Raw genomic sequence first — 23,956 nt, 5'->3', positions numbered from 1 at the left:
ATCGATTCATCTTGTCTTAAACCGCAAACGCCTGAAAATTTGCGGGCTCATCCTGTGGGATTCACTGACAGGGGCAAGCATGGGCAGGCGTGGGCAAAGGGACATTAAGAAAGAGCCTAGCGGCTTGAGCAGGTTAAGGCTTGCCCCGCAAAAGACAATGGCTCTCAAATGGAACTTGATTGCGAAGCCCGTTTCAACCACTCGGAGGTTCGTTTCCAAATGGAGATCGGGTCTGTTTCCATGCGTTCCGGGGAATCCTCAGGAGCCTGCGCGGCAAGGTTCAGTAGGGCCGGACTCTTCTTCAGCCCACCCAGAGAAAAGTAAGCAACCGGCTTTTGATCCGGCTCCTCCTCCAGATCGGATACAGCCGACTCGAAATCCGAGTCACTCCACCCCAGGTCCGAGTCACCCAGGTCGAAGTCCGAATCCAGACTCTGACGGTTCCGACCGTCCTCATGCGTTGCTTGCAGCAGTTCACCCAGTTTTTCCGTGGGGTAATTAAAGCCCCACCCCTTACACCCCGCACGATTCAGAGTGAAGTAAGGCGCAATCTGGTTGGCAAAAAAGCCGTTGTTATTATCGGGCGTCATGTAGGGAAAAGCCAGACTCAACCCGTTATTCTTAAAACCCAAACTACCCACCACACGACACAACACCTGCTGCAGGCCAGGTGAAAGCGCCTGGAACGCGGGGTGCTTTTTGAAGCTCGGCACGACAGAGGCGGACAGATATGTCATATTTCGATCTCCTTGCCGTTCAAGCAGTGTTTGGGCGTTTGTAGTGGAAACAAGGGGGGCAATGATAATTTTTCCGGAAAAATTCTTACTTCGGATAGAGTGGTGAGCCCGGTGGAGACTGAAACCACTACCCGCCACATCATCCAGAACGACCAGAATACTGTCGGCCTGATTTTCAATAACGGCGGGATCTTCAATCAACTGGGCATAGGGTATCTCATTCACCATCAGGTGGTTGGCGCTAACCAGCCCATAACTCTTGGCAATGGTGGGAATGTAATAAAAAACACGCTCGGCAGGAACCTGATGCGCCCTGGCATAGTCCATGATTTTGAGATGCAGGGCCTGAGCGGTCAGGCTCAACCTTAGCGGGCTGAAGATTTCCGCCTGCTGGGCCAAAACCTCCAACGCCCCCTTTCGATAGGCGGGCTGCTGAAATTTTTTAAGCGCGCTGTCAAGATCATCTTCGGAAATACTGGCAGGGGCCAGTTGCTCCACAATAGTGTCACTGGAAGGAAAACGGTTCGAGTGAGTGAGCGTGGGGTTTAAAAGCGGACTTGCAGGAAAACCCGGCTCCAGCACTCTCAATCGTTTTTTAAGCCCCCAGCTTGCCAACAGGGATCGCGTGGGATACAACACTGCCTGCTTAACCGATTGCTCCTCGCTCAATCCTTGTTCTTGCTGTAACTGCTTGGCAATGTGCAACAATTTGGCCAGTTTAACGGCTATCCCTTCCACAGATAGCTGGTTAAACGGATTCACCCCTTCGTTCCAGCCCCGAGGGTACAACAGTCGCAGCTTGTGCTTCAGGACGTGGGCTCGCAAGGCCGGCGATTGGGCTAACTGATCCAGGGTTGCCGCATCCAGTAAAATGGCGCCCCGCGTCACTCTATCCAAAGATTTTTGTTTCAGCACGTTGTTTTGGAATGGAGACTGTAACGCTCTTAACTTGGACGGATGTTCCGGCAAGTCTGCATGTTTTTTGGCCAAGTAGTTCAGTGTACTCCCTAAAGAGCCTTCTCGCTGATAGTAAATATCCAGCTTCTTTTGCTGGTTTTTATGAACCAGAAGGCCTTGTAAGCCATTCAGGCTTTTCATACTGGCAAAGCGGGTCATCTCCTCCAGCAGTAAGGAGGCCAGCCGGTGATCCTCAGCCGGGAAATTGCTGACAATAATGTCTTCGATATCGGTTGCCTGAATCACCGCTTGTTGTTTTCGTATTTTTTCAACCACATCGCTGGGAGTGGCCGTCCAGAGACGCTCAAAAGCGTCCCCAGCGCCCTTAGTCGTATGCGCCCCCCCGGGAGCGGAGGTCTCCTGTTCCGCCGCTTGAAGCAAGGAGTGCCACAAGGATGCCCGGGCAGAGGCATCGGGGGAGACCGACATGGTGTCCGGTCGGCTTGAGGCAACCGAAGGATCCTGAGGGACACGAGGCAGGGGGGCGGGGGTCACACCCCGCAAATGATAGACAGACATTGAAAATATCCCGCTGATAAGGGCAAAAAAACAGGGAGAGCAGTGATGAAACGAATGGATCGCCCGGGTTGAGAGGTTGCTGGGCGTTGAACGTTTAAAGACGGAATGGCCCTAAAAAATGATACGCATTCCGTTTGTTTAAAGTGTGATCTCAGTGACACTCAAAATGATGAACGAAGTAGAAGAGAAATGGAGCGGGCGACGAGGCTCGAACTCGCGACCCTCAGCTTGGGAAGCTGATGCTCTACCAACTGAGCTACACCCGCATCCGGTGGTGGTTTGACACAGGGGAATTGCCATTGTTCCATAAATTGGGGCTGGCAAAACCCTGTATTGGTAATAGAATTATTCTCCCCTCCAAACGCTCCTGTCAAGTTTTCAAACCATAACCATCCGCTTGTTTCGCTTTGCCAGATACATACAATAGGACTGAGCCCCCCACTATGTTTGCCGCCATCAACCTCTATAAGCCCAAAGGCATCACCAGTCACGACGTGGTTTCCCGCTTGCGCCGGGTCTATGGCCTCAAGAAAATCGGTCACCTGGGGACTTTAGACCCCTTGGCAGAAGGCGTATTGCCACTTTGTTTGGGGCAGGCCACCCGCCTGATTGAATATTTCCCTTCCGATAAGCGCTACACGGCAGCCGTAACCTTGGGACAAACCACCGCCACCCTGGATAGCGAGGGCGAAGTGCTGACTGAGGTTGATTGCAGCGCTCTGGCGTTATCAGAAGAGCGCCTGCAATCGGTTCTGGCCCAGTTTCGGGGCGTCATCCAGCAGCAGGTGCCCTTGTATTCCGCGGTGCATGTGGGCGGCAAAAAATTGTATGAATTGGCCCGTCAGGGCAAAACGGCGGACTTGCCGGTGCGGGAAACGGTGATTTATGAGTTGACCTGCACCGGCCTGAACCGGGACAACCCAGCGCATCCGGTACTCACACTGGATGTCAAATGCGCCTCCGGCACCTATATTCGTTCTCTGGCCAGGGATATTGGGGAGGCCTTGGGCTGTGGCGCTTACATGTCCAGCCTGGTGCGCACGGAGCATGGCCAGTTTACCGTGGCGGACAGCGTGTCGCTGGAAACCCTTCAGCAGAGCGAAACCCCGGCGGCTTATTTGCAGGACCCCACCGCCTTCCTGAGTGTGCCGGTTATTGCTTTATCTCATGAGGACGAAGCCAAAAAGCTGTGGAACGGCGTGAAGGTGCTGCCTGCCGCTGATGACAGCGGTAAGGACAATACCTTGGTGAAACTGAAGCCAAACGCCCTGTATCTGGCCACCTGGCAAGGGAAGCCATTGGGCGTGGTGCAGTGCGTCAGTCATTGGCTCAAGCCCGTTAAAATCTTCCATTTGGATTGAACGCTTACATCCGCACAGGCGGTTACAAGCGCGCATATCCGCATAATTCCTCACCAAGACTTTTTAGGCGTTTGTCATTCCCACGCAGGCGGAAATCCACTTTGACAGGCTGCAAACGCACGCCAACTGGGAAAGTGCTGCTTGAGCATTGGGGTAGGGCTTGCTGACACAAAAATGCCCAATGACGGTTTTATGCCAACAGGTTTTATACCTAAAGTCACAGGATCCATTTTTTGAGTTGGGATGGTGCGTATGTCCAAGGTCGATTCATCATACGGGAGCAACCCGGATTACGACGTCTGGCGTTTGTCCCAGCCGCCCACGGCAAGCGATGGCGCGGATTTATACATAGAAAAGCTACTGACCCAAGCCGGTTTGGCTCCGTCCAAAGCCAACAAGGACAAGTTTGAAAAGGCCGGGGTGGCTTCCGCCCAGAAGAACAAGACCTTTGCCGATCAGGCCCTGAAGTGGGCCAGCATTATCTTTGCCGGTGCCTTGGGCGTGGTGGGCTTACGCTACGCCCTGGGCTCGGGGACGGCCAAAGCCGCTGCGGGAGCCGTCGAAAAAACCACCGGAGCAGTCAAAGTCGCTGCTGAAACCGCCATAAAAGCAACCGAGGCGGCTGTTAAGGCTTCTTAAACAAAGGTTTTTTCGTAGCTGTGTAGGCCATGGACGCCGCCTTCCACCTGAGCGGCATGGGTGCGCATCTCAAAGGCCAACCGTCCGGCGTACAGGTTGCTGTGCAGGTTTTTCAGGCTACGTGTGCCCAGATCCTGCAAGCCATGCTTGATGCCTTGCACCAGATAGGGCAGGAAGCGCTGAATGGAGCCTTTATCCACCACGGCGCCGGAAACGCCCTGAGCCACCCGAATTTTATCGCCTTCGCTGAAGTAGCGCTTGGCGCTGCCTTTTTTCATGGCCTCCAGAGAGCCCATGCCCCGGTATTTCTTGAGGCGAATGCCATCCTGATAGAAGTACTCGCCCGGTGCCTCTTCGGTTCCGGCCAGCATAGAACCCATCATCACACAGGAAGCCCCCAAAGACAGGGCCTTAATGATATGACCAATGGTGGAAATACCGCCATCGGCGATGACGGGCACCCCGAATTCCTGGGCGTACAGGGCAGTTTTGTACACGGCGGTGGCTTGAGGACGTCCACAGGCCATTACCTCCTGCGTAGTACAGATGGAGCCCACGCCCATACCGATGCGCAAGCCGTCCACGCCCGCCTGAATGAGGCTGCGGGCCTGATCCTGCGTCACAATATTGCCGCCAATCACTTCCAGATTGCTGTATTGGTGCTTGATATACTCGATCATCTGGATTTGATAGATGGAATCCCCTTGGGAGGAGTCCAGCACCACCAGATCCAGGCCCGCTTCCACCAAGGCGTCCAGCCGCTCCCGATCTTCCGGGCGGGTGCCGATGGCGGCCCCAGCCAGCAAACGTTTATTGACCGGATCTTTGGATGCCAGCGGGAAGTCTCGGTTCTTTTTCAGGTCGTTTCGCGAAATCAGGGCCACGATTTCCCCATTTTGATTGACGATGGGCAGCTTTCCCTTCTTGCTCTCCCGCAGAATCTGGTTGGCCTCTTCCAGGGTGCAGCCTTCCTTGCCCACCACCAGATTCGTGGTCATGACCTCGGATAAGCGCAAGTCACGATCCTGCACAAAGTCGATGTCCCGGTTGGTGACGATGCCCAGCAGCTTGGAGCCCATGGTGCCGCTTTCGGTAATGGGCACGCCGGAGAAGTTGAACTTCTTCTTGATTTCATCGATGTCCCGAATGGTGTGATCCGGACGCAGGGTCACCGGGCTGGTGATGAAACCATTTTTGTAGCGCTTGACCTTGGAAACCTCGTCCCGCTGCTCCTCGATTGAATTGTTGTAGTGGATGATGCCCATGCCACCTTGCAGGGCCATATTAATGGCCATCTCCGCTTCGGTCACCGTGTCCATGGGGGAACTAACCAGTGGGGTTTTCAGCTTGATGCGTCGGCTGATTTGGGTGTCCAGGCTCACTTCATCCGCGGAAAAATCGATGTGGCCGGGCAGCAGAATGAAATCGTCGTAGGTGTAGCCGGTGCCTTGCTCAAAAAACTGGCGGGCGCTCATGCCGTCCAGCAGGGGGTGTTGGGTGGAAAGTTCGGAATTGGGAGAAGGCATGGGGCGGTCCTTTCTGAAGGGGTGATTTGGCAGCGGTCTGCGGGGAAGTTGGCTGGTATCCTACCATAGGAAAGGCTTTTAGGCAAAAAATCCTGTTTTTTAATTCTGTTATTTTCCAGTTTTTTCTAGCCGCGTTCTACTGTTACAACAAAACCCCGGGATTGAAATTGATCGGGGGGGGGCCAATGGCTGGCATGTAAATGCTGGTGCGGCTCACCTGTTATTCACCGAGTGTTATCAAATCGGATGGTATAATCGAGGGTGTGGAAAAGAGTGTTGCTAAATTAGGCTATTCCCCCCAGCTGGATGGTTTGCGGGCGTTGGCTTTTTTTCTGGTGTTTTCAAACCATTTAAAACCCCTTCCTGAGGTTGGCCCCATCATTTCACCGTTCTGGGGGTTCCTGCAATCCCTGATGGGGTGGGGATGGATGGGCGTTCAAATTTTCTTTGTTCTCAGCGGGTTTCTAATCACGTCCTTGCTGCTGCAAGAGCGTGCTGACAAGAGCCGCATTGATTTACCCGCCTTTTTCATCAAGCGGGCTTTAAGAATTTGGCCGCTGTATTATTTGATGATTCTGATTAATTTTTTAATCCTGCCTCTGGTTTTAAGTCACGGGTCGCTGGGCTTTGGCGGGCCGGTCTGGTCGGCCATGTGTCAAACCTACCTATTACCCTTTTTGGGCTTTGTGGGAAATTTCTGGATGCCGACGCATGATGGCGTGAAGTTGCCGTTGTCGCTGGTTATCTTGTGGAGCGTGTGTGTAGAGGAGCAGTTTTACGTGTTCTGGGGATTCACGCTGGCCCGATTTAAAACGTTTCGGGCCTTGGGGCTGCTGCTGGTCGGCATCCTGACGGCAGCGGTATTAATCCGGGCGGGCTTGTATTATTTATCCAGAGACAACGGCGCATTTTATTTCCATACGCTGGCACAAATGGACACGCTGGCCGTGGGGGCCGTCATCGCCCTATTGAGGCATTGGGGTCAATTACCCGCGGCAGCAATCTCCCGGCATGGGGTTCTTTTTTTCGGCTTGCCTGTGGCCTATTACGCCTTTCTGGCCTCGGCGGTTCCCAATGTAGGCACGAATCACCCGTCCCAGATTTTGGTTTTTACGGGGAATGCCGTTTTTTCGGGGTGCCTGTTGCTTTCGTTGTTATATTGGCGGCCTGCCAGCCGGTGGTTTTCCCTGCCGTTTTTTGTGCTTATCGGACGCCATACCTATGCCATGTACCTGACGCACTTATTTGCCTTTATTCTGGCAGAGTCGTGGTTGGGTGGGCGCTTTCACCTGCTGGGCGATGTGGGTCACTGGTTGCTGCATACGGTGCTGGCGGCGTTATTGACCGCTCTCTTCGCCTTCCTGAGCTGGCATGCCATGGAAAAGTGGTTCCAGCGACTGCGGCAGTCATTCATTCGGTGAGTCGTTTCTGAGAGTCGTTTCTGACCTTTACTCATTTTTCCGCTAGAATAAGGAGGCCTTTGGGCCAGCGACAGCCTGAGCGCTGCGCTGCGTTTGATAGGGTTTGCATAAGGAATCGATTCCATGACCACCGCCACCGAAGTAAAAACGGCCACCCGTCAGGAGAAGGACTCGCTGGGCTACAAGGACGTCCCGGCGGACGTGTACTACGGCATTCAAACCCTGCGGGGCAAGGAGAACTTCCCCATTTCCGGGCTGACCGTGTGCCAGATGATGCCGGAACAGATTCGGGCGTTCGGCTGGATTAAAAAGGCCACCGCCAAAACCAATATGGAACTGGGCTTGCTGGATAAATCCGACGCCGCTCACAACAAGGCCATCGGCGAAGCGCTGATGAAGGCCGCCGACGAGATGATCGCAGGCAAATTCAACGATCAGTTCGTGGTGGACGTGTATCAGGGCGGCACTGGTACCTCCAACCACATGAACGCCAACGAAGTGCTGGCCAACCGGGCCACCGAATTGCTGGGCGGCAAGCTGGGCGAGTACAAGGTGCATCCCAACGATCATGCCAACTACGGGCAGTCCACCAACGATGTGACCCCCACCGTGATGCGCCTGACGTTCTTATCCATGCACGGCCCGTTGATCGAATCGTTGCAGACGTTTGAAAAGGTGCTGCGCCAAAAGAGCGTGGAATTCAAAAGCGTACTCATCCCCGGTCGTACCCACATGCAGGACGCCGTGCCGCTGACGCTGGGTCAGCAGTTTGGCGCTTACGCTCAGGCCATTGAAGATGCCATTGAGAACGTAGAGCATGCCAGCAAGCGTCTGCACTTTATCGGCTTGGGCGCATCGGCGCTGGGGACGGGCTTAAACACCCACCCCCAATACCGGGAGGTAGTGACCAAAAACCTGTCGGTCATCTCCGGTTTCCCCCTGTTGCAGGCCAAGGATTATTTTCAGGCCACCAGCAGCTTTGGCCTGTTTGGCGATTATTCCGCGGCCCTGCGCAGCGTGGCCCTGGAGCTGGAAAAAATCGCCCACGATATCAAGCTGTACTCGATGGGGCCGCGCACCGGTCTGGCGGAAATCAGCATCCCCGATTGGCAGCCGGGTTCCTCCATCATGCCGGGTAAGGTCAATCCCATTTACCCGGAGTTGATGGATCAACTCTCCTACATCGTGCAAGGCAACGATCACACCATTTCGTTGGCCGTGCAAAACGGGCAACTTCAGCTGAACGTGATGATGCCCACCATTCTGCTGAAAATGACCGAATCCATGCGCATTTTGACCAACGCTTTACCGGTCTTCGCCGAAAAGCTGATTGCGGGCATTCAGGCCAATCAGGAAATCGCCCAGTACCGTCTGGAAAACAGCGCCCAGATGGTCACGGCCCTGAACCCCATCATTGGCTATGAGCAAGCCGCTCAGGTGGCCAAAAAGGTGAATAAGGAAGGCAAAAGCGTTCCGGATGCCGTGGTGGAACTGGGGATTAAGGATCACGCGGGCAATCTGCTGACCAAGGAAAGCCTGGCCGCCATTTTATCCCCGGAGGCAATGACCGAGCCGCCCAAGGCCTAAGCGGATTCTTCGGTTTATCCGACTTCTTTATTTCTCAAGAAAGCAGCGATCTGATTTTATAATCGGGTCGCTGCTTTTTTGGATGGACTCATTGGATGGGCTCAGGGGAAACGCCCAATGCGGAATACAACGGTTACAATAGTAATACGAAATCCCATCAACCCCTGAAGCGGGTGCAGCGTGAGGCAAAGGCAGAGTGAGGTAAAGTATGAAGCATTCCCTGTGGCGCACCAAGCCGGTGGCTCAAATTCTGAGTGAGGCGGAGGGCAAAGAAGGCGGCCTGAAACGGGTGTTAACTGCCGTGGATTTAACCGCCATCGGGGTGGGGGCCATTATCGGGGCGGGCATTTTCGTGCTGACCGGTACCGCCGCCCGGGATGCCGCAGGCCCGGCCATCATGCTCTCTTACGTGTTTGCCGGGCTGGCCTGTATTTTGGCCGCCTTGTGCTACACGGAATTCGCCACCCGCTTGCCCATTTCCGGTTCCGCCTACAGCTACGCCTACGCCAGCGTGGGCGAACTATTCGCCTGGATTATTGGCTGGGATTTGATTCTGGAGTACACCATCGGCTCTTCCACGGTCGCTGTAGGCTGGACGCATTACCTGAGCGAGTGCTTAAAGGGCTTTGGACTGACGGTGCCGAACTGGCTGCTGGCCTTGCCGGTGGGCCCCGTGCAGCTCAATGTGGCCGCCGTGCTACTGATTGCCTTTCTGACCGGCCTGCTGTGCTTTGGCATTAAGGAATCGGCCCGCTTTAACGCCGTGATGGTCTTAATCAAGCTGGCCGTGGTGCTGTTTGTGATTGTGGCGGGCATTCCCTGGGTGCAACCGGCCAATTGGCATCCCTTTTTCCCGTTTGGGGTGGCCGGGGTGTTTCAGGGAGCCGCCCTGATCTTCTTTGCCTACATCGGCTTTGATGCCGTTTCCACGGCTGCCGAAGAGGTTAAAAATCCCCAGCGAGATTTGCCTATTGGCATCATCGCTTCCCTGTTAATTTGCACGGTGCTGTATGTGGCGGTTTCCGCCGTGATTACCGGGATGGTCCCCTTTGCGCAGATTGATGCGGGCGCTCCTTTGGCGGCCGCTTTTGGCAGTGTGGGCAATCCCCTGGCCCAAAAGCTGATTGGCCTGGGCGGCTTTGTGGGCCTAACCACGGTGGTGCTGATTCTGCTGATGTCCCAGCCTCGTATTTATTACGCCATGGCGCGAGATGGCTTGCTGTTCCCCTGGTTTGCCAAAATTCATCCCACCTTCCGCACGCCGGTAAACGCCAGCGTGGTGACCGGTCTGATTGCCGCGATCATGGCCGCCGCGGTGCCCATGGAGGACTTGCACCACATGGTAAGCATCGGGACCCTGTTTGCCTTTGTGGTGGTTTCGGCCAGTGTGCTGATTATGCGCTACAAAAGCGAAGACACCCCGCAACAAAGCGTGTGGACTGTTTTGCAGCTGGGCTTGGGCTTGACTGTATTTTGCTATGGATTGGCCCACGATTTTAGCAAGCCCTTGGCCCTGTTCGGCATGACCTGGCCCACCCCGCCAGTTTTTCTCACCCCGCTGGGCGCATCAGGCCTGTGTCTGGCTCAGGGGCTGAAGATGCTGGCCGGGCTGCTGATAGTGGCCAAGCCCCTGTGCGCCCTGGCCAACGCCAAACAGACCAATATTCCCACGGGCTTTCAGTGTCCCTGGATGCCCTGGGTGCCCATTTTAGCCATGGCCGGTAATATTTACATGATGGCGAATTTAAACATAGAGGCCTGGGTGCGCTTGCTGGTCTGGCTGGCGGTGGGGTTAATCTTCTATTTCCTCTACGGACAAAAGCGCAGCAAACTGGCTTCACCCCCGACCTCCGGGCAGTAAGTTATGCCTCCGGCCGCTTATTCGTCTTCTTGGCCGGTCGGGTGTTACGATACCCCCGCCAGTAGTAGGTAATGGCTGGTGGCAGGCCCAGTGCATCCGCCAGATGCTTGGTGGGTGTCGTGGGATTCTCTTGGGCCGCCCGGTGAAACAGTTGCTTCACGCTCTGGGGATAGCGATCGTTCTTTGATATTTTATAGCTCTGATATTGGGCCAGCAGGGGGGCGATTTCCCTGCGATAAGCCTCTAGCTGAGGTAGGGAGTTTGCGCGTTCTTTACTGCTTTTGCGGATTTTTTTCGTTTTGTGTTCAGCGGGCTCCAAATCGGTGTTAGGCATTTTATAACGCCGGGTCTGCGCAGAGAAGGGATTATCCTGCTGTCTTGGGGTTTCCGGCTGCTGATGCGGATGCCTGACAAAGGTGTCGCTGGCTTCTTGGTCCAAGTCGATAAATTCCAGTTGCTGCGGGGAAAGCCGGAGTATAGGCGGCAAATCAAAGTCTTGCGTGTCATTCAGGATGATAGGCGGTGACTGCATGTCCTGACCGTGCAAAGCCCGTGTTTGCGGTTGCAGGTGGAAAGACGGAGCAAAAACACGCATAAAAAACCCTCCCGATGTATGAATCAATGAAACGCCAGCGCCAATGAAAACAAATGCCTAGACAGCGAGCAAGCTCGCACAATATCTGAAACCCAATCCATTGGCTTATCTCAGGAAGCGGTGGGGATTTGACAGATGGTTTGAAGCCACTGCCCCTCTTCCGGCGTGAGTGTGTGAACCAACAAGCTGAGAATATCACAGTAGTACTGGGCAAGCCACTCTTTTTGGGCGGGTTCCAGAAGGCCCCAGTCGATCAGTTTCGAATCGAAGGGGATGTAGGTCAGGCTTTCAAAGCCGTACCAGCGTTGGCCCTGAGCATCTTCGCTCCGCTGCACGGTGAGATATAGATTCTCCAGGCGAATGCCGCCCCAGCCGGGCTCGTAAAACCCGGGTTCAATGCTGGTGATCATCCCCGGCTCCAGCGGCTTATGGGCCAGCTTATGGATACCATTGGGCCCTTCATGCACGTTTAAAAAAGCGCCTACCCCGTGCCCGGTGCCATGCCCATAATCCAATCCCTGTTGCCACAGGGTGGCCCGGGTAATCCCATCCAGCCTTGCTCCGTCCGTCCCTTTCGGGAACTGTTGTTTGGCGCAGTTGATATGGGCCTTCAACACTTCCGTGTAGCGCAGTTTTTGGGTGGGGGTGGCGGTGTCTCCCACCAACAGGGTGCGGGTGTCATCGGTGGTACCGCCCATAAACTGACAGCCGGAATCGATTAAAAACAACTCGCCCGGCTCCAGCCGTTTGTGGGGATTGGGGGTGCCGTAATGCACGATAGAACCGTTGGGCCCGGCTCCGGCAATGGTGTTGAAACTGAGGCCGAAAAAGCCCGCTTCCTCGGCGTAAAACCGTTCAATGGCCTGCTGAAAATCCACCTCGGTCACAGGTGTTCCCGCTTTGAGCTGTGTATCCAGCCAGGCCCAGGCCCGAATTTTCCCCCGGCTGGCCTTCAGGTTGGCCGCCTTCATCCCGGCGATTTCCACCGGATTTTTGAGGGCCTTCATCAGTTCAACCGGATGCTCTCCCTCTTGAATCTGGCCCCCACCGTCTTGAATCAGGCGCCAGGTGCCCTCCGTGGTGTGCTTGGGGTCGATCAGGACGGTTTTTCCGGCGCTGAAGGCTTTAAGCGTGTCTGCGTAGGCCGGGTAGGGATGGCAGGTGACCAGTCCCCCAAGGGCGTTCAGGGCCTCGGGCTCAACCCGCCTGCTGTCCATAAACAAATGGGCGGCCTCGGGCGTGATGAGGGCGTAGGCCGTAAACAGCGGGTTATAGGGAATATCCTGTCCCCGCCAGTTCAGCAGCCAGGCCACCTGATCCAGCTTGGTAACAGGCAGTAAATCCGCTTTGAGGGCCTTCAGTTTGGCTTGCACCGCCGCAATTTTATCCGCCGCGCTTTGCCCGGTTAGCGCTTCGGGAAGGGCGAAGACCTTGGAGCGCTGGGCGGGAGGGACCTCCTGCCACAGCGGATCAATCAGGTTCCCGGCCACCGGAACCAATTGAATGCCCGTATTTTTAAAGGCCTTCTGAAAACTCTGGAACTGCAAAACAGTCAGGGTAAAGGGATCAAAGCCCAGCTTAAAAACACGGGCGTCTCCGGCCATTTTTTTGACCGCTTCCGTCAGGCTGGGATAGCCTTCCAGTCCCAGTTTGCTGATGTGGATCTGCTCCGTGTCCACTTCGGAGTCGGCTTGCTCGTAATAGCGGGAATCGGCAAAGACCCAGGCCTCCGTTTTGCCAGCCACAAAGTCCCCGGCGGATCCGGTGAAGCCGCTAATCCAGGCCCGGCGCTGCTTGTTTTCCGGCAGGTACTCGTTAATATGCTCATCCACCGAGGGCACCAGATAGGCATCCAAGCCGTGGCGGGTCATGGCATCCCGCAAAGCCTGCAGTTTTACTTTCGTTGTGGTCAGCGACTGGCTCCCTGCGCCCATGTCATGGTGTCCTCTCATCGGTAGATGATTTGAATAGGGGCCAGCGGCCCCTTCATCTTCATTATAGCGATTCCTGACCCTGATTGCTGGAGCAGGAATAGATCGAGAGGCTTTGACACCCTGAAAGCAAACATGAATCGTGGCCCAGTAGGCTAGAATTAAAGTTTGTGGACTTTAAGCCGATAATCCAAAGCAGGTGAGTTCTGGCAGGAGATAAACAAGTCAAAAATGGGAAAACAGGCTTTACCAGCTCCAGGCTTTACCCTGGCCGAATTACTCATTTCCCTGGCTATTTTGGGGGTGATTGCCACCTTTACCATCCCCAAAATCCTCAGCACTCAGCAAAATTCAAGCAATATCGCTAAAATGAAAGAGGCCGCAGCCACTTTAAGCGCCGCGTTCCAGCAGGCCAAGCTGGCTGGAGCCATTACCACTTCCACCAAGCCCTCTGATCTGACGGCATACATCAATTATGTTTCCATTGATACCAGTGGTACCGTCATTGACGACTTGAATGGAGGGACCTCAACAATATGTAACAACTCTTACCCCTGCATAAAGCTGCATAACGGGGTCATTATAAGGGCTGATGACTTGGCTGCCTTTGGAGGCACCGCCACTACCAACTGCATCAATTTCCGTATCGATCCAGAGCCCGGGTATTCGGGGACCACCAACCCCGCTCGTGCTGTTGGTATTTTTCTTTATTACGATGGCTTTATGACCTCCCAATCTTTCATAAGAGCGAATAGTTACACTTCCGCAGGAGGGCCCTATAATCCGGGCAATTTCGATCCACCGTGGTTTAGCTGGCAGTAGAGCGGCTGAACGTTATTTTACGGAGGGTTCGCTGCAGTAACTGCCCCCCGTGACTGAGGAGTCTCAGTAAACACCAGTGATAAATGACGCTGAGAAGCAGGCACAGCAGCACGACGGGCAATAGCTGGGTCAGCAACACCACCGAGCCCAGGGACTTCAATTGCAGCACCAGCGCATAAAACACGCTGGCATCGGGAGCCGAGGCGTTGGACGCGCTCAGAAAACTTTTCCAGTCCAGCCAGCGGCTAAGACACAGCTGCAGCAACCAGAGCGAGGGAGACAGCACCGTTGAAAACAGGGTGGCCAGCATCACACTGCCCAGACTGGCTGGCTGAATGCGCTTGGGAATAGGAAACAACTTGGGCATACCTGAGTCATAATGGTTGTGGGCCGTATATAAAATAAAAAATTCCGGGCGGGCCGAAGTGCGGCAATATAACGCAGTGTAAAGGGTTCAGGGAAACCGCCTGACAGCGCCGCCCGGATGAGCCTGTGGCCCTGTGGGTCGGGGTGGACTTTACGGAAATCCGGGCAAGGGCGATTATAATAAAGGGCAGTTGGGCCTCCTCCCAATGGGAGTTATGGGGGCGGCGCGACATTGTTGGTAAGTCCCTAAGCCCCCGCAAGAGAAGGACGTTCGGCCTTGGCCGATGAGAATAAACAGTTTGAGGCCTCCGCCCAAAAGCTGAAGAAGGCCAAGGAAGAGGGTCAGGTCTTTAAAAGCAAGGATCTGTCCACGGCGCTCTTTCTCATGCTGATGTTTATGATGCTGTTTGGCATGGCCCCTTTCATCTGGAAGGAAATCGCCACCCTGTTTATTCTGGTGTTTGAGCAAATCCCCAATAAAAGCATTGAGAACATTGGCTGGCAGTACCTGACCCTGATTACCCTGAAGGCGGTGGCCTTTTTGATTGCCCCGTTTATTCTGGTGGCCGCCCTGCTGGGCATTGCCGGAGACTTTTTTCAGGTGGGGCCTATTTTCGCCACCAAGGCGGTCAGTCCCAAATTCGATAAACTGAACCCGGTCAAGGGCTTCCAGAATATTTTTTCCCAGCGAACGGTTATCGAACTGGTGAAAAACATCATCAAGATGCTGGTGCTGGGGGTGATGGCCTGGATCGTCTTTCAAAAGTATCTGGGGCACATGTTGGCCGTGGGCGGCACGGAAAATATCTTCGCCATTCTGGGCCTGCTGGGCGAAGTGCTGATGCAGTTTATTTTTTACGCCGGTGGAGCCTTCCTGGCCCTGGGCATGGCCGATTTTTTGTATCAGCGCTGGAAGTTCATGCAGGATCAAAAAATGTCCTTCAAAGAGGTGAAGGATGAGTTTAAAAACACCGAAGGCGATCCCATGGTCAAACACGCCATCCGACAGCGCCGCATGCAAATGCTGCAGCAAAGTATGCTGGAGGCGGTTCCTACAGCTGATGTAGTTACAACCAATCCCATACACATCGCTGTCGCCTTAAAGTATAATGCTGATGTAATGGAAGCGCCCCGAGTGGTGGCCAAGGGTACTGAGTTATTCGCGGAACGCATCAAGAAAATAGCGGCCGAGAATGGCGTGCCCGTGGTGGAAAACCCGGTGGTGGCCAGAGCGTTATTTCGGTTGGTAGAGATTGATCAGGAAATCCCCCCCGATTTATACCAGGCAGTGGCTGAGATTTTAATGTTCGCCTGGCGCGCCAAAGGAAAGACGCCTCCCTTGCAGAATTAAGGTACCCGAAATGGTTGGACTGAGCTGACGTGTCATCATCACCCAAAAAAGTACCCGGCAAAGTAAACATTACCCAGTTTCTCCCCCTGGTGGAGCGGGTGGCCAAGGTGGAATACCGCCGTATCCCCTCGCACATGGTGGATTACGAGGAACTGGTCAGCATTGGAGCCATTGCCATTCAGGCGTTACTGAAAAACAAAACCGCAGAAGAGGTGGAAAAACTCAACACCTCCTATATGGCCACAGCCACCCGCTGGGCCATCCGGAACGAATTGCGCTCCCGCTACAAGTGGTACACCCTGAAACACGCCAAAAGCGATGAAGAACAAGAGGGTGCCCCTGCTTCCGGCGAGGAGGGCGGTACGCCCATTAACGGGGCCACGGCCAACCCCTCTCAGGAGAACGTGCGGGAAGCCATTTACGAGACCATTCTATCCATTGAAGGCATTCAGGAAGGCCAGGACGGCGACACTTCCTACGATTTTATCAGCGATGGCTCAGCCACCCCGGAAGAGAGTCTGGAAATCGTGGAGTTGGGGCGGGCCATCAAACGGGCCATTGAAAGTTTACCTCCCAAGGACCGCACCATCATGGAGTATCGCTTTTACCGCAACATGCAGGTGAAAGATATCGCGGCCATGGTAGGCTTGTCCAGCTCCCGAATCACCCGCATCGTGCAGGCTTCGCTCAATCAGGTTCGGGAATACCTCCGGGAAAACAATCATCTGGACTGACCTGTCTGAGAGGGTGACACCCCCTCCAGAGGCTTCAGGTCAAATTTCCGTCAGAACGGCGGCTTTCGGACGATGAATGGGCCATGGCCACGGAACTTTTCCGCCGCCAATCATCCATTCAGTCATCCATCCAGTCATCCGTACGGACAAAAGGGGTTCGATTCCGGGCCACTTTCTGTATAATGATGGCTAACCGTCAATTGAAAAAGTTTTCTGATTTGCATGCGTAAGCCTTTCTCGTTCAAACTGGTGTTAAGCGCGGTTCTGCTTCTGGGCCTCATTGCATTGGGGGTTTCTTTTTCCGGGCTGTGGCCCTCTCAACCCGCCTTTAAACTGGCCGGTGAGGTACAGGCCCGTGAGTTCCGCAACGGCTCCCGCTTTGGTGGGCGTGTTTTACAAGTGCTGGTGCAGGAAGGGCAGGTTGTCCAGAAGGGTCAGCCATTGATTGTGTTTGATGAAACCGATTTGCAGGCCAAAATCGCGGAGGCCAAAGCGACTCTGGCTCAGGCGATGGCCCAGGAAACCCTGCTGGCCAAGGGCGCTGATACCGGGCAGCTGCGTCAGGCCAGCGCCAGCGTCCAGCAGGCGGAACAGCGCCTGAGAATTATCACCACCGGGGCCCGCCCGGAAGAGATTGCCCAGGCCCAAAGCAAGGTGCAAATCGCGGAATCGCAAGCCGATCAGGCCCAACAGGCATTGGATGGGGCCAAGTCCATGCTGGATGAGGGGATTATTTCCCGCCAGAAGTATGAAGGTCTGGTGGCCTCGGCGGAATCGGCCCAAAGCAACCTGAATGCCGCCAAGGCCGCCTTATCCCTGATGAAGTCCGGCGGACGGCCAGAGGAAAAGCGGATCGCCCGTGCCCAGTTATCAGCGGCAAAAGCCCAGTATGGGCAATTGGCCAAAGGTGCCCAGTCCGAAGAGTTGAGCATCGCCTCTGCCAATGTGGAAAAGGCCCGCAGCAACGTTAAAGCGCTGGAAGCCCAGTTGTCGGAACTGAGAATTCAAGCCCCCGCTGCCGGATACGTCAGCGTGGTGGCCGTGGCTCCCGGTGATTTGGTGGCCCCCGGTCGACCGGTGATTACCATCATCGACTATGACCACCTGTGGGCCGATGTGTTTATGCCGGAGTCCAAACTGGCCAGCCTGTCTGTTCAGCCGGGCCAGTCGGTCTCGGTGACGCCTCGCAGCAACCCCAAAACCCATTTTCGGGGCCAAGTGGCTATCGTCAACCCCAAAAGTGAGTTCATTCCCAACAGTGGGGGCGATAGCAGCAGCGAGGAATCCACATTCCGCCTGAAGATTACTGTGGCCAACAAGGATGAAACGGGTAAAGTCTCTCTCTATCCCGGCATGAAGGTGGATGTCTCCTTTGCCCGCTGATGAAGTGTCCCGCACCATTCGGCCACCAAAACTAAACCTGATTTTGGCCCACGCCACTCCCCAATTTTCAAAGTATTCATGATGACCCTTCCCGCCGAAACCCAGCCCCGCCAACCGTTGTCCGAACCGGCTATTCTCACTGAAGACCTGGTGCGCAGCTTTGGCGAGAAAGTGGCCGTGGATCACCTCAATCTGCGGATCGATAAGGGTGAGATTTTCGGCTTTCTGGGGCCCAACGGCTCTGGCAAGTCCACCACCATTAAAATGCTGTGCGGTCTGCTGGCACCCACCTCCGGGAAGGCCTTGGTTAGCGGCATTGATGTGCGCCGCGATCCCGAGCGGATTCGCTCCAAAATCGGCTATATGCCGCAAAAGTTCAGCCTGTACGAAGATCTGACGGTCAAAGAGAACATCGATTTCTACGCCCAGTTGTACGGGGTCAAGGGCTCCGGGGCCAAACGGCGCAAGGATGAAGTGATTGATCTGGTGGGCATCGGACATTACCGGAGCTTTCTGGCCCGGCAGTTATCGGGCGGCTGGAAGCAGCGACTGGCCTTGTGTTGCGCACTGGTACACCAGCCTGAGATTATCTTTCTGGATGAGCCCACCGCCTCCATGGACCCCGTGGCCCGACGTGGGTTGTGGGATTTATTGTTTACGCTAGCCAGCAATGGGGTCACGCTGTTTGTCACCACACACTACATGGATGAAGCCGAGCGATGCAGTAGCCTGGGCTATATTTATAACTCGAAACTGATTGTCAGCGGCGGACTGGAAGAATTGAAGCATGCCAAGGCCGTGGTTGGAGAAGGAAACGTTCGTCTGGAAGTGCTATGCAAACCACTGGTGAAGACCTTTAACCAGATCAAGGCACTTCCCTATGTGCAGGATGTGACCATTTTCGGGCAGGCCCTGCACGTGGTCAGCGAGGATGCCGAGGTGTTGGCCCGGCTGACCCGGGATCTGGACAGGGCTGATGTGGCCGTGCAGCAGATTCGAGAAATTGAACCGTCGCTGGAAGACGTGTTTGTGACCCTGACCAAGGCCAGCATGGCTGAGGACGAGATCCGCCAGAAGGATTTGGGCCACAAGCTGGCGCAGACCCATGCCAGTGGCTTTGATGACGATGAGGACGGCAACGATGCTTGAGGCCCTGAAGCGCGGCGAATTTTTGGGCCTGAGCTGGTCTGGCATACAGTCCATCTTCCGCAAGGAAATTATCCAGCTGTTGCGAGACCCTTATCTGGTCATGTTTATCATTGCCTTGCCGGTCATTCAGCTGATGGTGACGGGCCTGGCCGTGCAGAGGGATCTCAAGCACATTGCCACCGTGGTGGTGAACTACGATCAGGGCAGTGCGTCCCGCGATCTCATGGCGGATTTCCAGAACAGCACCCTGTTTGATCTGGATCAGGTGCCTTCGGATGCGGTCATGATGCAAAAGATCCGCAATGGGAACTACCGGGTAGGCATTATCATCCCCCCGGATTATTCCGAAAAAGCGTTGGCAGGCATCACGCCCCCGCAAATTAACATTATCGTGGATGGCACACAGGGCACCATTGCCAAAACCATTGTGGATGGGGCCAGTCAGTTGGTGTTTAACCATAACCGCAAACTGCTGGCGGAAGCCGGTCTGGGGAGCGGCGAAAGCGGCGGCCTGCCCGCGGGTACTGAGCTGAAAACCAAGGTGCTGTACAACCCCAAAATGTCCTCGGCTTACTATCTGGTACCGGCCATTCTGGCCATTGTCATGCACATGTTGACCATTTTATTCACCAGTTTTGCCGTGGTTCGGGAGCGAGAGTCGGGCACCTTGGAGCAATTAATGGTCAGTCCGGTCAAAGTCCCGGATCTCATGCTGGGAAAAGTCCTGCCCTATGCCTTTATCGGCTTTCTGGACATGCTGCTGACCCTGGGGGTGATGGTCTGGTTCTTCAACATCAGCATTAGCGGCAGCTTCTGGTTCCTGTGTCTGGCTTCCTTCATTTTTATCCTGACCTCTCTGGGCATTGGCCTGTTGATTTCCATTCTCTGCCGCACTCAGGTGCAGGCCATTCAGCTGACTGTGGCCATTTTCCTGCCCAGCCTGCTGCTCACCGGCTTTGTTTTTCCGCTGGAGCCCATGCCCTGGTTTATCAAGATTATCAGCTTCTCGCTGCCCCTGACCTACTATCTGGATATCATTCGCGGGGTGGTCATCAAGGGCATTGGGGGCGGCGATCTGTGGTTCCAGACCCTGATTTTACTGATTATGGCCGTGATCACCCTGGGGGCCAGTATTTTGCGTTTTAATAAGCAAATTACCTAGGGAGCCCGTACAATACTTTCAGCACGATAGAGGCAGTCATGAGTCCAATTTTCACACCGGATCTTCCAAATCGCCCCCTGCGCCTGACCATTGGGACTGGCCTGATTCTGATGCAACTGTTTTCCCCGGGTTTGGCTGCGACGCCAGTCCGTGAAGCCATACCGCTGGATGTGATGGCTCCCATGCCCACCGTCAATGGCCCCTTGGAGAAGCCTGCCAAACTGTCTCGTTCTTCTCGAAAACCCTTCGCCAGAACTGAAAAAACGGACGCCAAAACGGCCGCAGCCCCCTCAGATTCTGTCATTGCGGAAGTGTTGAAGCTAAAGTGGCAAACGGCCCCGTTATATGGGGCGGTGGATGATCTGCAAAAAATTGGCCTGGAAAAAGTGTTAAAGACAGCCGCAGAACGCAATTTATCTGTGCGTCAGGCCGAAGCACAGGCCAAAGAGGCTGAGACGCAGGCCCGGGATCTGGTGGAATCAAACCCCTTAATCCTGCTAAACCCCATTCAGCTAGGACTGATGAAGCAGGCGGAAAACGCCAACGTTCAGGCGGCTCAGGCGCATGTGCAGGTGGCTCGTCAAAAGGCACTGTTGGAAAGCGCCTCTCGGTATTACACCCTGACCCAGGCTTATTTGGCCAAATACTCCGCCTTTCAGGCCATTGAGCAAGGGAAAACCCAGCTCAAGGTAGAAGAAAGCCGCTTCATTAACGGGGAAACCGACCGCTTTGGGGTGACCCAGACGGAAATGGCACTGATCGACCGCTACAGCCGCTATATGAGCGCCGATCATGCCTATTACTCGGCTTCGGTAGCCCTGTGTAACTTTCTGGATTTACCCGAAGACAACGTTCTGGTGCCCGAGGAAGTCAGCCTGCAAAGCGAAATCAATATGGTGCCCACCCTCAAGCTGTTCCCGGACAGCTTAACCTTGGAGAAGGCCCAAAAAATCGCCCTGACCCGCCCGGACATTCAGGAAGTCGTGCTGCGGCGGGAGGCGCTGCAAAAACTCATCAAGGCCAGCTTTGGGCAGGAAAAGCGCAAGCGGGAAGCCGATTTAAAGCAACTGGATCTGCAGGCGGAACAGGGGCTGGACTTGGTATCAGCGGCGGTAAACCGGGCTTACGCGCAGGTGCAAACGGCTAAAAAGAACCTTCAACTGGCCCAACAACGCTATGAACTGGCGATTTCACTGGTACGCCAACTGGAAATCAGCAATAAGGCTGGCTTTAGCAGCACCAAAGACGTACTGGACGGCCAGCTGGAGTTGGCTCGCAGCAATGCCAACCTGATTGAGGCCAGACTTGGCAGCAATCTGGCCCAGATTCAACAGGCTTACGAGTTGGGCTTGTTACAGGCGGAGCTGATGTCGCAGCCTTTGCCCATCAATTTACTGTAAGCCCGGCAAAAGCGTCCGTGGGCGCCTTACACTGAAAACCGCCTCAGGCTAATGACCTCAGGCGGTTCAGGATAACGATGGCCTTTGTAACGGCCGTTAATTAATGCTGTGCCAGGGCAACAAGTCTGCCCAGAAATCCGGATTGGCTCTGCCCACTTCTACCGTTTGCAGTTTATTGATACAGAAAACCTGCTTGAGATACATAATTTCCGCTTGCAGCAGCGGATCGATATAAACTTTGTTATGCTCAGGCTCCACCACGAGTCCTAACGTTAAAGACAGTTCAGTTTCGGTCATGTGTCCTGCTCTCTCTTTCTTATCCTATGGTCCGGCAAGGCCGCTCAAGGCTTACTTCATCTCCATATATATAAAAAAACAAATAAAAGAGGCTGATTGCTTCCATGTCCGCATCTTGTTACGAAGTGCAATGTAAGCCGTTAAACCTGCTCCCCTGACAGAATACAAATGAGAACACCGCTCCGCAGGCCTGCCCCAAATCTGAAATAACCGGCAGAAAGTCCCGGCAACGCCGATATCCACTCCTAAATGGCCCCTCCGCAATGCCAACTCCTCAATGGCTCGTCCTCAGTGACCTTTCCTCGATGACCTCATCTCAATGTCCTCTCAGGAAGGCCTTCCCAAACACCAAGCGGCCCTGTCACTATTTTCGTGGCTGGGGGGGGGAGCGCTACCCCAGTTCGGATTGAGGCATCATGCGGGCCTCGGACGTCTCTTCCCAGCTGGGCAACTCGCTCAGGTCGCCATCCAGAATGTAGATGTAGTTGATCAGCTTCACCGCCATTTCCTGCTGATCCTCCGGGGCCAGGTGCTTGAGTAACTCCACCAGATGACGGGCATGCATTTCAAAGCCACTACGCCGGAAGTTGGGAAAGATGAAGCGCACGCGCTCGGTTTGGGTGCGAAGCTCAGCAGAATCGAGCAACCCACTGGCATCCATCACCGAAAACAAGTACCGGGCGGTCATTTCCTGATGCGTGTGCGAGGCGTTTTGCAGCAGGCTGATGGCCATCGACAGGGTGGGATCTTTGTCATACCAGCGTTGCTTCATAGGCACTAAACTCCCGCTTTGCGCGCTCAATAAAATGTCCAGCCTTGAGGGATATTAATCTCTATCGGTTCAAGGCGTTAAAAAGTTTAGACCTTAAAGACCAAATTTTAACAATTGGAAACAATAAGGGCCCTAAACTCAGTAAACTTCGGTGGGGGCCAGGGAAAACAGGCGGGTCAACCGGCCTGCGGCGGAGCCCCGGGTAAAGCGGGGGGGATCCAGATAAATATTGTAGAGCCCCAAGCCGCACCATAACCAGTTCTGGGCGTAGTAATCGTTTTTGGTGTTCCATTGGCCACCCGGCTTCAGATTGGGCACAATCTTTTTTTGCAGCAATTCCTCGCCCAACCGCGTATCTTGCAGGTATAAACCGGGGAAAACCGCCCCGTAAATGGCCCCGGACTGCAATTCAGGATGGCGGACAATGCCATCCCAGGTAATGGAAATGGGCAAATCCTTGCGGATTTTCCAGTAACGGGGCAGCATGTTTTTGGTTTTCAGCAGCTGGGTGGCCCGCTTTTCCAATGGATTCATCAGGGCATCCAGCGCTACCCGCCAATAGACCCGAATGGCCTCGTACCCAAAGTCACTGCGGGCATCCAGCGGATCGTTGTACAACTGGATGTTGTCATTGTCCAGCGAAATTTCCACCCAGTCCGGCATCAGACCGCTTTCGGCCTGGGTGACCGCCCGGCTCATAATCTCGTAGGAAGAATCGATCAACAACGTCCAGTCGTGGTTGTCGTCCGCTTCCGCGAACACCCGGTAGGCGTAAGGCGCAAAGTAGGAGGGATTGATCTGGTAAGTGCGCCCTTTTTGGGGCCAATCGCCCGGCAGTAAAACCCGCCCCAATGGCGCATTCAGGGTCAGGCGATCCCAAATCTCGTTGAGAATGGGCATGGCTTCACTTTGATACTGCGGCTCATTCCACACCTTTGCCGCCAGCAGCAAAGCCAAGGCGATATCCTGATCGGCGTCCGTGGCGCTGGTGGTATCCAGGGTGCCCCAGCTTTTATCGGCCTTTTGACCCCATTTCCAGGAGAACAGGTGATCGCCCCGGGGGATTTGCAGGTTGTCCTTGGCCCAGCGATAGGAAGCGTCAAAGGTGGCCTTGTCCCGCATCCACAGGGCCCGCAACATGGCGTAGGCCTGCCCTTCGGAGGTGCTGATATTGCCGTTGTAGTCGATCACCCGGCCATCCGCCTGAATGAAGGTGGTTTTATACTGGGCCCAGCTGCTTTGCAGCAAGCCCCGAACTTCCAGCTCATTCAGCAGGGGGGCGGCGCTGGCCCGGGACAGGCCAAAGGTTGCCAAAAACAGCAGCAGGGCAAGTACAAGCCCCATCCAGACAGGGTAGCGATGACCAGACCGGACAGAGCGCATCAA

20 protein-coding genes and 1 tRNA gene are annotated in these 23,956 nt (G+C 54.8%); 12 read left to right on the top strand and 9 right to left on the bottom strand.

Annotated features, from left to right (window positions below; translation table 11 throughout):
- Positions 1-164 precede the first annotated feature (164 nt).
- Together DF283_RS02870 and DF283_RS02865 are read right to left on the bottom strand one after the other, a co-directional pair.
- A complete protein-coding gene (locus DF283_RS02870; protein ID WP_303673205.1) occupies positions 165-2,213 on the bottom strand; it encodes a hypothetical protein in 2,049 nt (682 codons plus the stop codon).
- Positions 2,214-2,403: 190 nt separating this feature from the next.
- Positions 2,404-2,479, bottom strand: a tRNA-Gly gene (locus DF283_RS02865).
- Positions 2,480-2,656: 177 nt separating this feature from the next.
- On the opposite strand from DF283_RS02865, the gene truB reads away from it, so the two are divergent.
- Entirely contained in the window at positions 2,657-3,574 is a 918-nt protein-coding gene (gene truB / locus DF283_RS02860; RefSeq protein WP_303673204.1) for a tRNA pseudouridine(55) synthase TruB, read from the top strand.
- A 252-nt stretch (positions 3,575-3,826) separates the two neighbouring features.
- A complete protein-coding gene (locus tag DF283_RS02855; protein ID WP_303673203.1) occupies positions 3,827-4,213 on the top strand; it encodes a hypothetical protein in 387 nt (128 codons plus the stop codon).
- On the opposite strand, the gene guaB is transcribed toward DF283_RS02855, so the two are convergent.
- Positions 4,210-5,739 carry an IMP dehydrogenase gene (gene guaB / locus DF283_RS02850; RefSeq protein WP_303673202.1) on the bottom strand — a complete coding sequence of 510 codons (1,530 nt, stop codon included), beginning with the start codon at positions 5,737-5,739 and terminating at the stop codon, positions 4,210-4,212. The genes DF283_RS02855 and guaB overlap by 4 nt on opposite strands.
- Positions 5,740-5,939: 200 nt before the next feature.
- On the opposite strand from guaB, the gene DF283_RS02845 reads away from it, so the two are divergent.
- The 3 genes from DF283_RS02845 to DF283_RS02835 all read left to right on the top strand — a co-directional run bounded on the left by DF283_RS02845 (position 5,940) and on the right by DF283_RS02835 (position 10,608).
- Entirely contained in the window at positions 5,940-7,160 is a 1,221-nt protein-coding gene (locus DF283_RS02845; RefSeq protein WP_303673201.1) for an acyltransferase family protein, read from the top strand.
- Positions 7,161-7,283: 123 nt separating this feature from the next.
- Positions 7,284-8,747, top strand: coding sequence for an aspartate ammonia-lyase (locus DF283_RS02840; RefSeq protein ID WP_303673200.1), 1,464 nt, complete (start codon positions 7,284-7,286; stop codon positions 8,745-8,747).
- A gap of 208 nt (positions 8,748-8,955) precedes the next feature.
- Entirely contained in the window at positions 8,956-10,608 is a 1,653-nt protein-coding gene (locus DF283_RS02835) for an amino acid permease (protein WP_303673199.1), read from the top strand.
- A 1-nt stretch (position 10,609) separates the two neighbouring features.
- Here the strand turns inward: DF283_RS02835 and DF283_RS02830 are convergent, their stop codons facing one another.
- On the bottom strand, positions 10,610-11,203 hold the full coding sequence (locus DF283_RS02830) for a hypothetical protein (RefSeq protein ID WP_303673198.1): 594 nt from the start codon (positions 11,201-11,203) through the stop codon (positions 10,610-10,612).
- Positions 11,204-11,313: 110 nt separating this feature from the next.
- Positions 11,314-13,137 carry an aminopeptidase P family protein gene (locus DF283_RS02825; protein ID WP_303673197.1) on the bottom strand — a complete coding sequence of 608 codons (1,824 nt, stop codon included), beginning with the start codon at positions 13,135-13,137 and terminating at the stop codon, positions 11,314-11,316.
- 228 nt (positions 13,138-13,365) lie between these two features.
- On the opposite strand from DF283_RS02825, the gene DF283_RS02820 reads away from it, so the two are divergent.
- Complete coding sequence (locus tag DF283_RS02820) at positions 13,366-13,956, top strand: type II secretion system protein (RefSeq protein WP_303673196.1); 591 nt, start codon at positions 13,366-13,368, stop codon at positions 13,954-13,956.
- Here the strand turns inward: DF283_RS02820 and DF283_RS02815 are convergent.
- Positions 13,943-14,323, bottom strand: a complete 381-nt coding sequence (locus tag DF283_RS02815; protein WP_303673195.1) for a hypothetical protein — start codon at positions 14,321-14,323, stop codon at positions 13,943-13,945. The two genes, DF283_RS02820 and DF283_RS02815, sit on opposite strands and share 14 nt — an antisense overlap.
- Positions 14,324-14,599: 276 nt before the next feature.
- Here DF283_RS02815 and DF283_RS02810 point away from each other — a divergent pair, with 276 nt between their 5' ends.
- The 6 genes from DF283_RS02810 to DF283_RS02785 all read left to right on the top strand — a co-directional run bounded on the left by DF283_RS02810 (position 14,600) and on the right by DF283_RS02785 (position 21,501).
- Positions 14,600-15,673 (top strand): EscU/YscU/HrcU family type III secretion system export apparatus switch protein, encoded by a 1,074-nt coding sequence (locus tag DF283_RS02810; RefSeq protein WP_303673194.1) that lies wholly within the window; start codon positions 14,600-14,602, stop codon positions 15,671-15,673.
- A gap of 29 nt (positions 15,674-15,702) precedes the next feature.
- Complete coding sequence (locus DF283_RS02805; protein WP_303673193.1) at positions 15,703-16,407, top strand: sigma-70 family RNA polymerase sigma factor; 705 nt, start codon at positions 15,703-15,705, stop codon at positions 16,405-16,407.
- Positions 16,408-16,629: 222 nt separating this feature from the next.
- A complete protein-coding gene (locus tag DF283_RS02800) occupies positions 16,630-17,790 on the top strand; it encodes an HlyD family secretion protein (protein WP_303673192.1) in 1,161 nt (386 codons plus the stop codon).
- Positions 17,791-17,868: 78 nt separating this feature from the next.
- On the top strand, positions 17,869-18,939 hold the full coding sequence (locus DF283_RS02795; RefSeq protein WP_303673191.1) for an ABC transporter ATP-binding protein: 1,071 nt from the start codon (positions 17,869-17,871) through the stop codon (positions 18,937-18,939).
- A complete protein-coding gene (locus tag DF283_RS02790) occupies positions 18,932-20,101 on the top strand; it encodes an ABC transporter permease (protein ID WP_303673190.1) in 1,170 nt (389 codons plus the stop codon). The genes DF283_RS02795 and DF283_RS02790 overlap by 8 nt, the downstream gene beginning before the upstream one ends.
- 38 nt (positions 20,102-20,139) lie before the next feature.
- Complete coding sequence (locus DF283_RS02785) at positions 20,140-21,501, top strand: TolC family protein (RefSeq protein ID WP_303673189.1); 1,362 nt, start codon at positions 20,140-20,142, stop codon at positions 21,499-21,501.
- A 96-nt stretch (positions 21,502-21,597) separates the two neighbouring features.
- Here the strand turns inward: DF283_RS02785 and DF283_RS02780 are convergent, their stop codons facing one another.
- The 3 genes from DF283_RS02780 to DF283_RS02770 all read right to left on the bottom strand — a co-directional run bounded on the left by DF283_RS02780 (position 21,598) and on the right by DF283_RS02770 (position 23,953).
- The gene (locus tag DF283_RS02780; protein ID WP_303673188.1) at positions 21,598-21,798 is read right to left on the bottom strand and encodes a hypothetical protein; all 201 of its coding nucleotides are present in this window, start codon (positions 21,796-21,798) and stop codon (positions 21,598-21,600) included.
- A gap of 391 nt (positions 21,799-22,189) precedes the next feature.
- Positions 22,190-22,570 (bottom strand): hypothetical protein, encoded by a 381-nt coding sequence (locus DF283_RS02775; protein WP_303673187.1) that lies wholly within the window; start codon positions 22,568-22,570, stop codon positions 22,190-22,192.
- Positions 22,571-22,708: 138 nt separating this feature from the next.
- Positions 22,709-23,953, bottom strand: coding sequence for a family 8 glycosyl hydrolase (locus DF283_RS02770; protein WP_303673186.1), 1,245 nt, complete (start codon positions 23,951-23,953; stop codon positions 22,709-22,711).
- Positions 23,954-23,956 lie beyond the last annotated feature (3 nt).

Source organism: Vampirovibrio chlorellavorus, assembly GCF_003149375.1.
In the GTDB taxonomy this organism is placed as follows: Bacteria; Cyanobacteriota; Vampirovibrionia; order Vampirovibrionales; family Vampirovibrionaceae; genus Vampirovibrio; species Vampirovibrio chlorellavorus_B.
This window is presented reverse-complemented; position numbering and strand designations above follow the sequence as displayed.

Excerpts from the sequence above, each read along its gene's own strand:
- DF283_RS02790 (WP_303673190.1), top strand. The coding sequence starts at position 18,932 with ATGCTTGAGGCCCTGAAGCGCGGCGAATTTTTGGGCCTGAGCTGGTCT.
- DF283_RS02820 (WP_303673196.1), top strand. The coding sequence starts at position 13,366 with ATGGGAAAACAGGCTTTACCAGCTCCAGGCTTTACCCTGGCCGAATTA.
- DF283_RS02845 (WP_303673201.1), top strand. The coding sequence starts at position 5,940 with ATGCTGGTGCGGCTCACCTGTTATTCACCGAGTGTTATCAAATCGGAT.
- guaB (WP_303673202.1), bottom strand. The coding sequence starts at position 5,739 with ATGCCTTCTCCCAATTCCGAACTTTCCACCCAACACCCCCTGCTGGAC.
- DF283_RS02775 (WP_303673187.1), bottom strand. The coding sequence starts at position 22,570 with ATGAAGCAACGCTGGTATGACAAAGATCCCACCCTGTCGATGGCCATC.
- DF283_RS02855 (WP_303673203.1), top strand. The coding sequence starts at position 3,827 with ATGTCCAAGGTCGATTCATCATACGGGAGCAACCCGGATTACGACGTC.
- DF283_RS02815 (WP_303673195.1), bottom strand. The coding sequence starts at position 14,323 with ATGCCCAAGTTGTTTCCTATTCCCAAGCGCATTCAGCCAGCCAGTCTG.
- DF283_RS02780 (WP_303673188.1), bottom strand. The coding sequence starts at position 21,798 with ATGACCGAAACTGAACTGTCTTTAACGTTAGGACTCGTGGTGGAGCCT.
- DF283_RS02825 (WP_303673197.1), bottom strand. The coding sequence starts at position 13,137 with ATGGGCGCAGGGAGCCAGTCGCTGACCACAACGAAAGTAAAACTGCAG.
- truB (WP_303673204.1), top strand. The coding sequence starts at position 2,657 with ATGTTTGCCGCCATCAACCTCTATAAGCCCAAAGGCATCACCAGTCAC.
- DF283_RS02785 (WP_303673189.1), top strand. The coding sequence starts at position 20,140 with ATGAGTCCAATTTTCACACCGGATCTTCCAAATCGCCCCCTGCGCCTG.
- DF283_RS02870 (WP_303673205.1), bottom strand. The coding sequence starts at position 2,213 with ATGTCTGTCTATCATTTGCGGGGTGTGACCCCCGCCCCCCTGCCTCGT.
- DF283_RS02800 (WP_303673192.1), top strand. The coding sequence starts at position 16,630 with ATGCGTAAGCCTTTCTCGTTCAAACTGGTGTTAAGCGCGGTTCTGCTT.
- DF283_RS02835 (WP_303673199.1), top strand. The coding sequence starts at position 8,956 with ATGAAGCATTCCCTGTGGCGCACCAAGCCGGTGGCTCAAATTCTGAGT.
- DF283_RS02830 (WP_303673198.1), bottom strand. The coding sequence starts at position 11,203 with ATGCGTGTTTTTGCTCCGTCTTTCCACCTGCAACCGCAAACACGGGCT.
- DF283_RS02795 (WP_303673191.1), top strand. The coding sequence starts at position 17,869 with ATGATGACCCTTCCCGCCGAAACCCAGCCCCGCCAACCGTTGTCCGAA.
- DF283_RS02770 (WP_303673186.1), bottom strand. The coding sequence starts at position 23,953 with ATGCGCTCTGTCCGGTCTGGTCATCGCTACCCTGTCTGGATGGGGCTT.
- DF283_RS02840 (WP_303673200.1), top strand. The coding sequence starts at position 7,284 with ATGACCACCGCCACCGAAGTAAAAACGGCCACCCGTCAGGAGAAGGAC.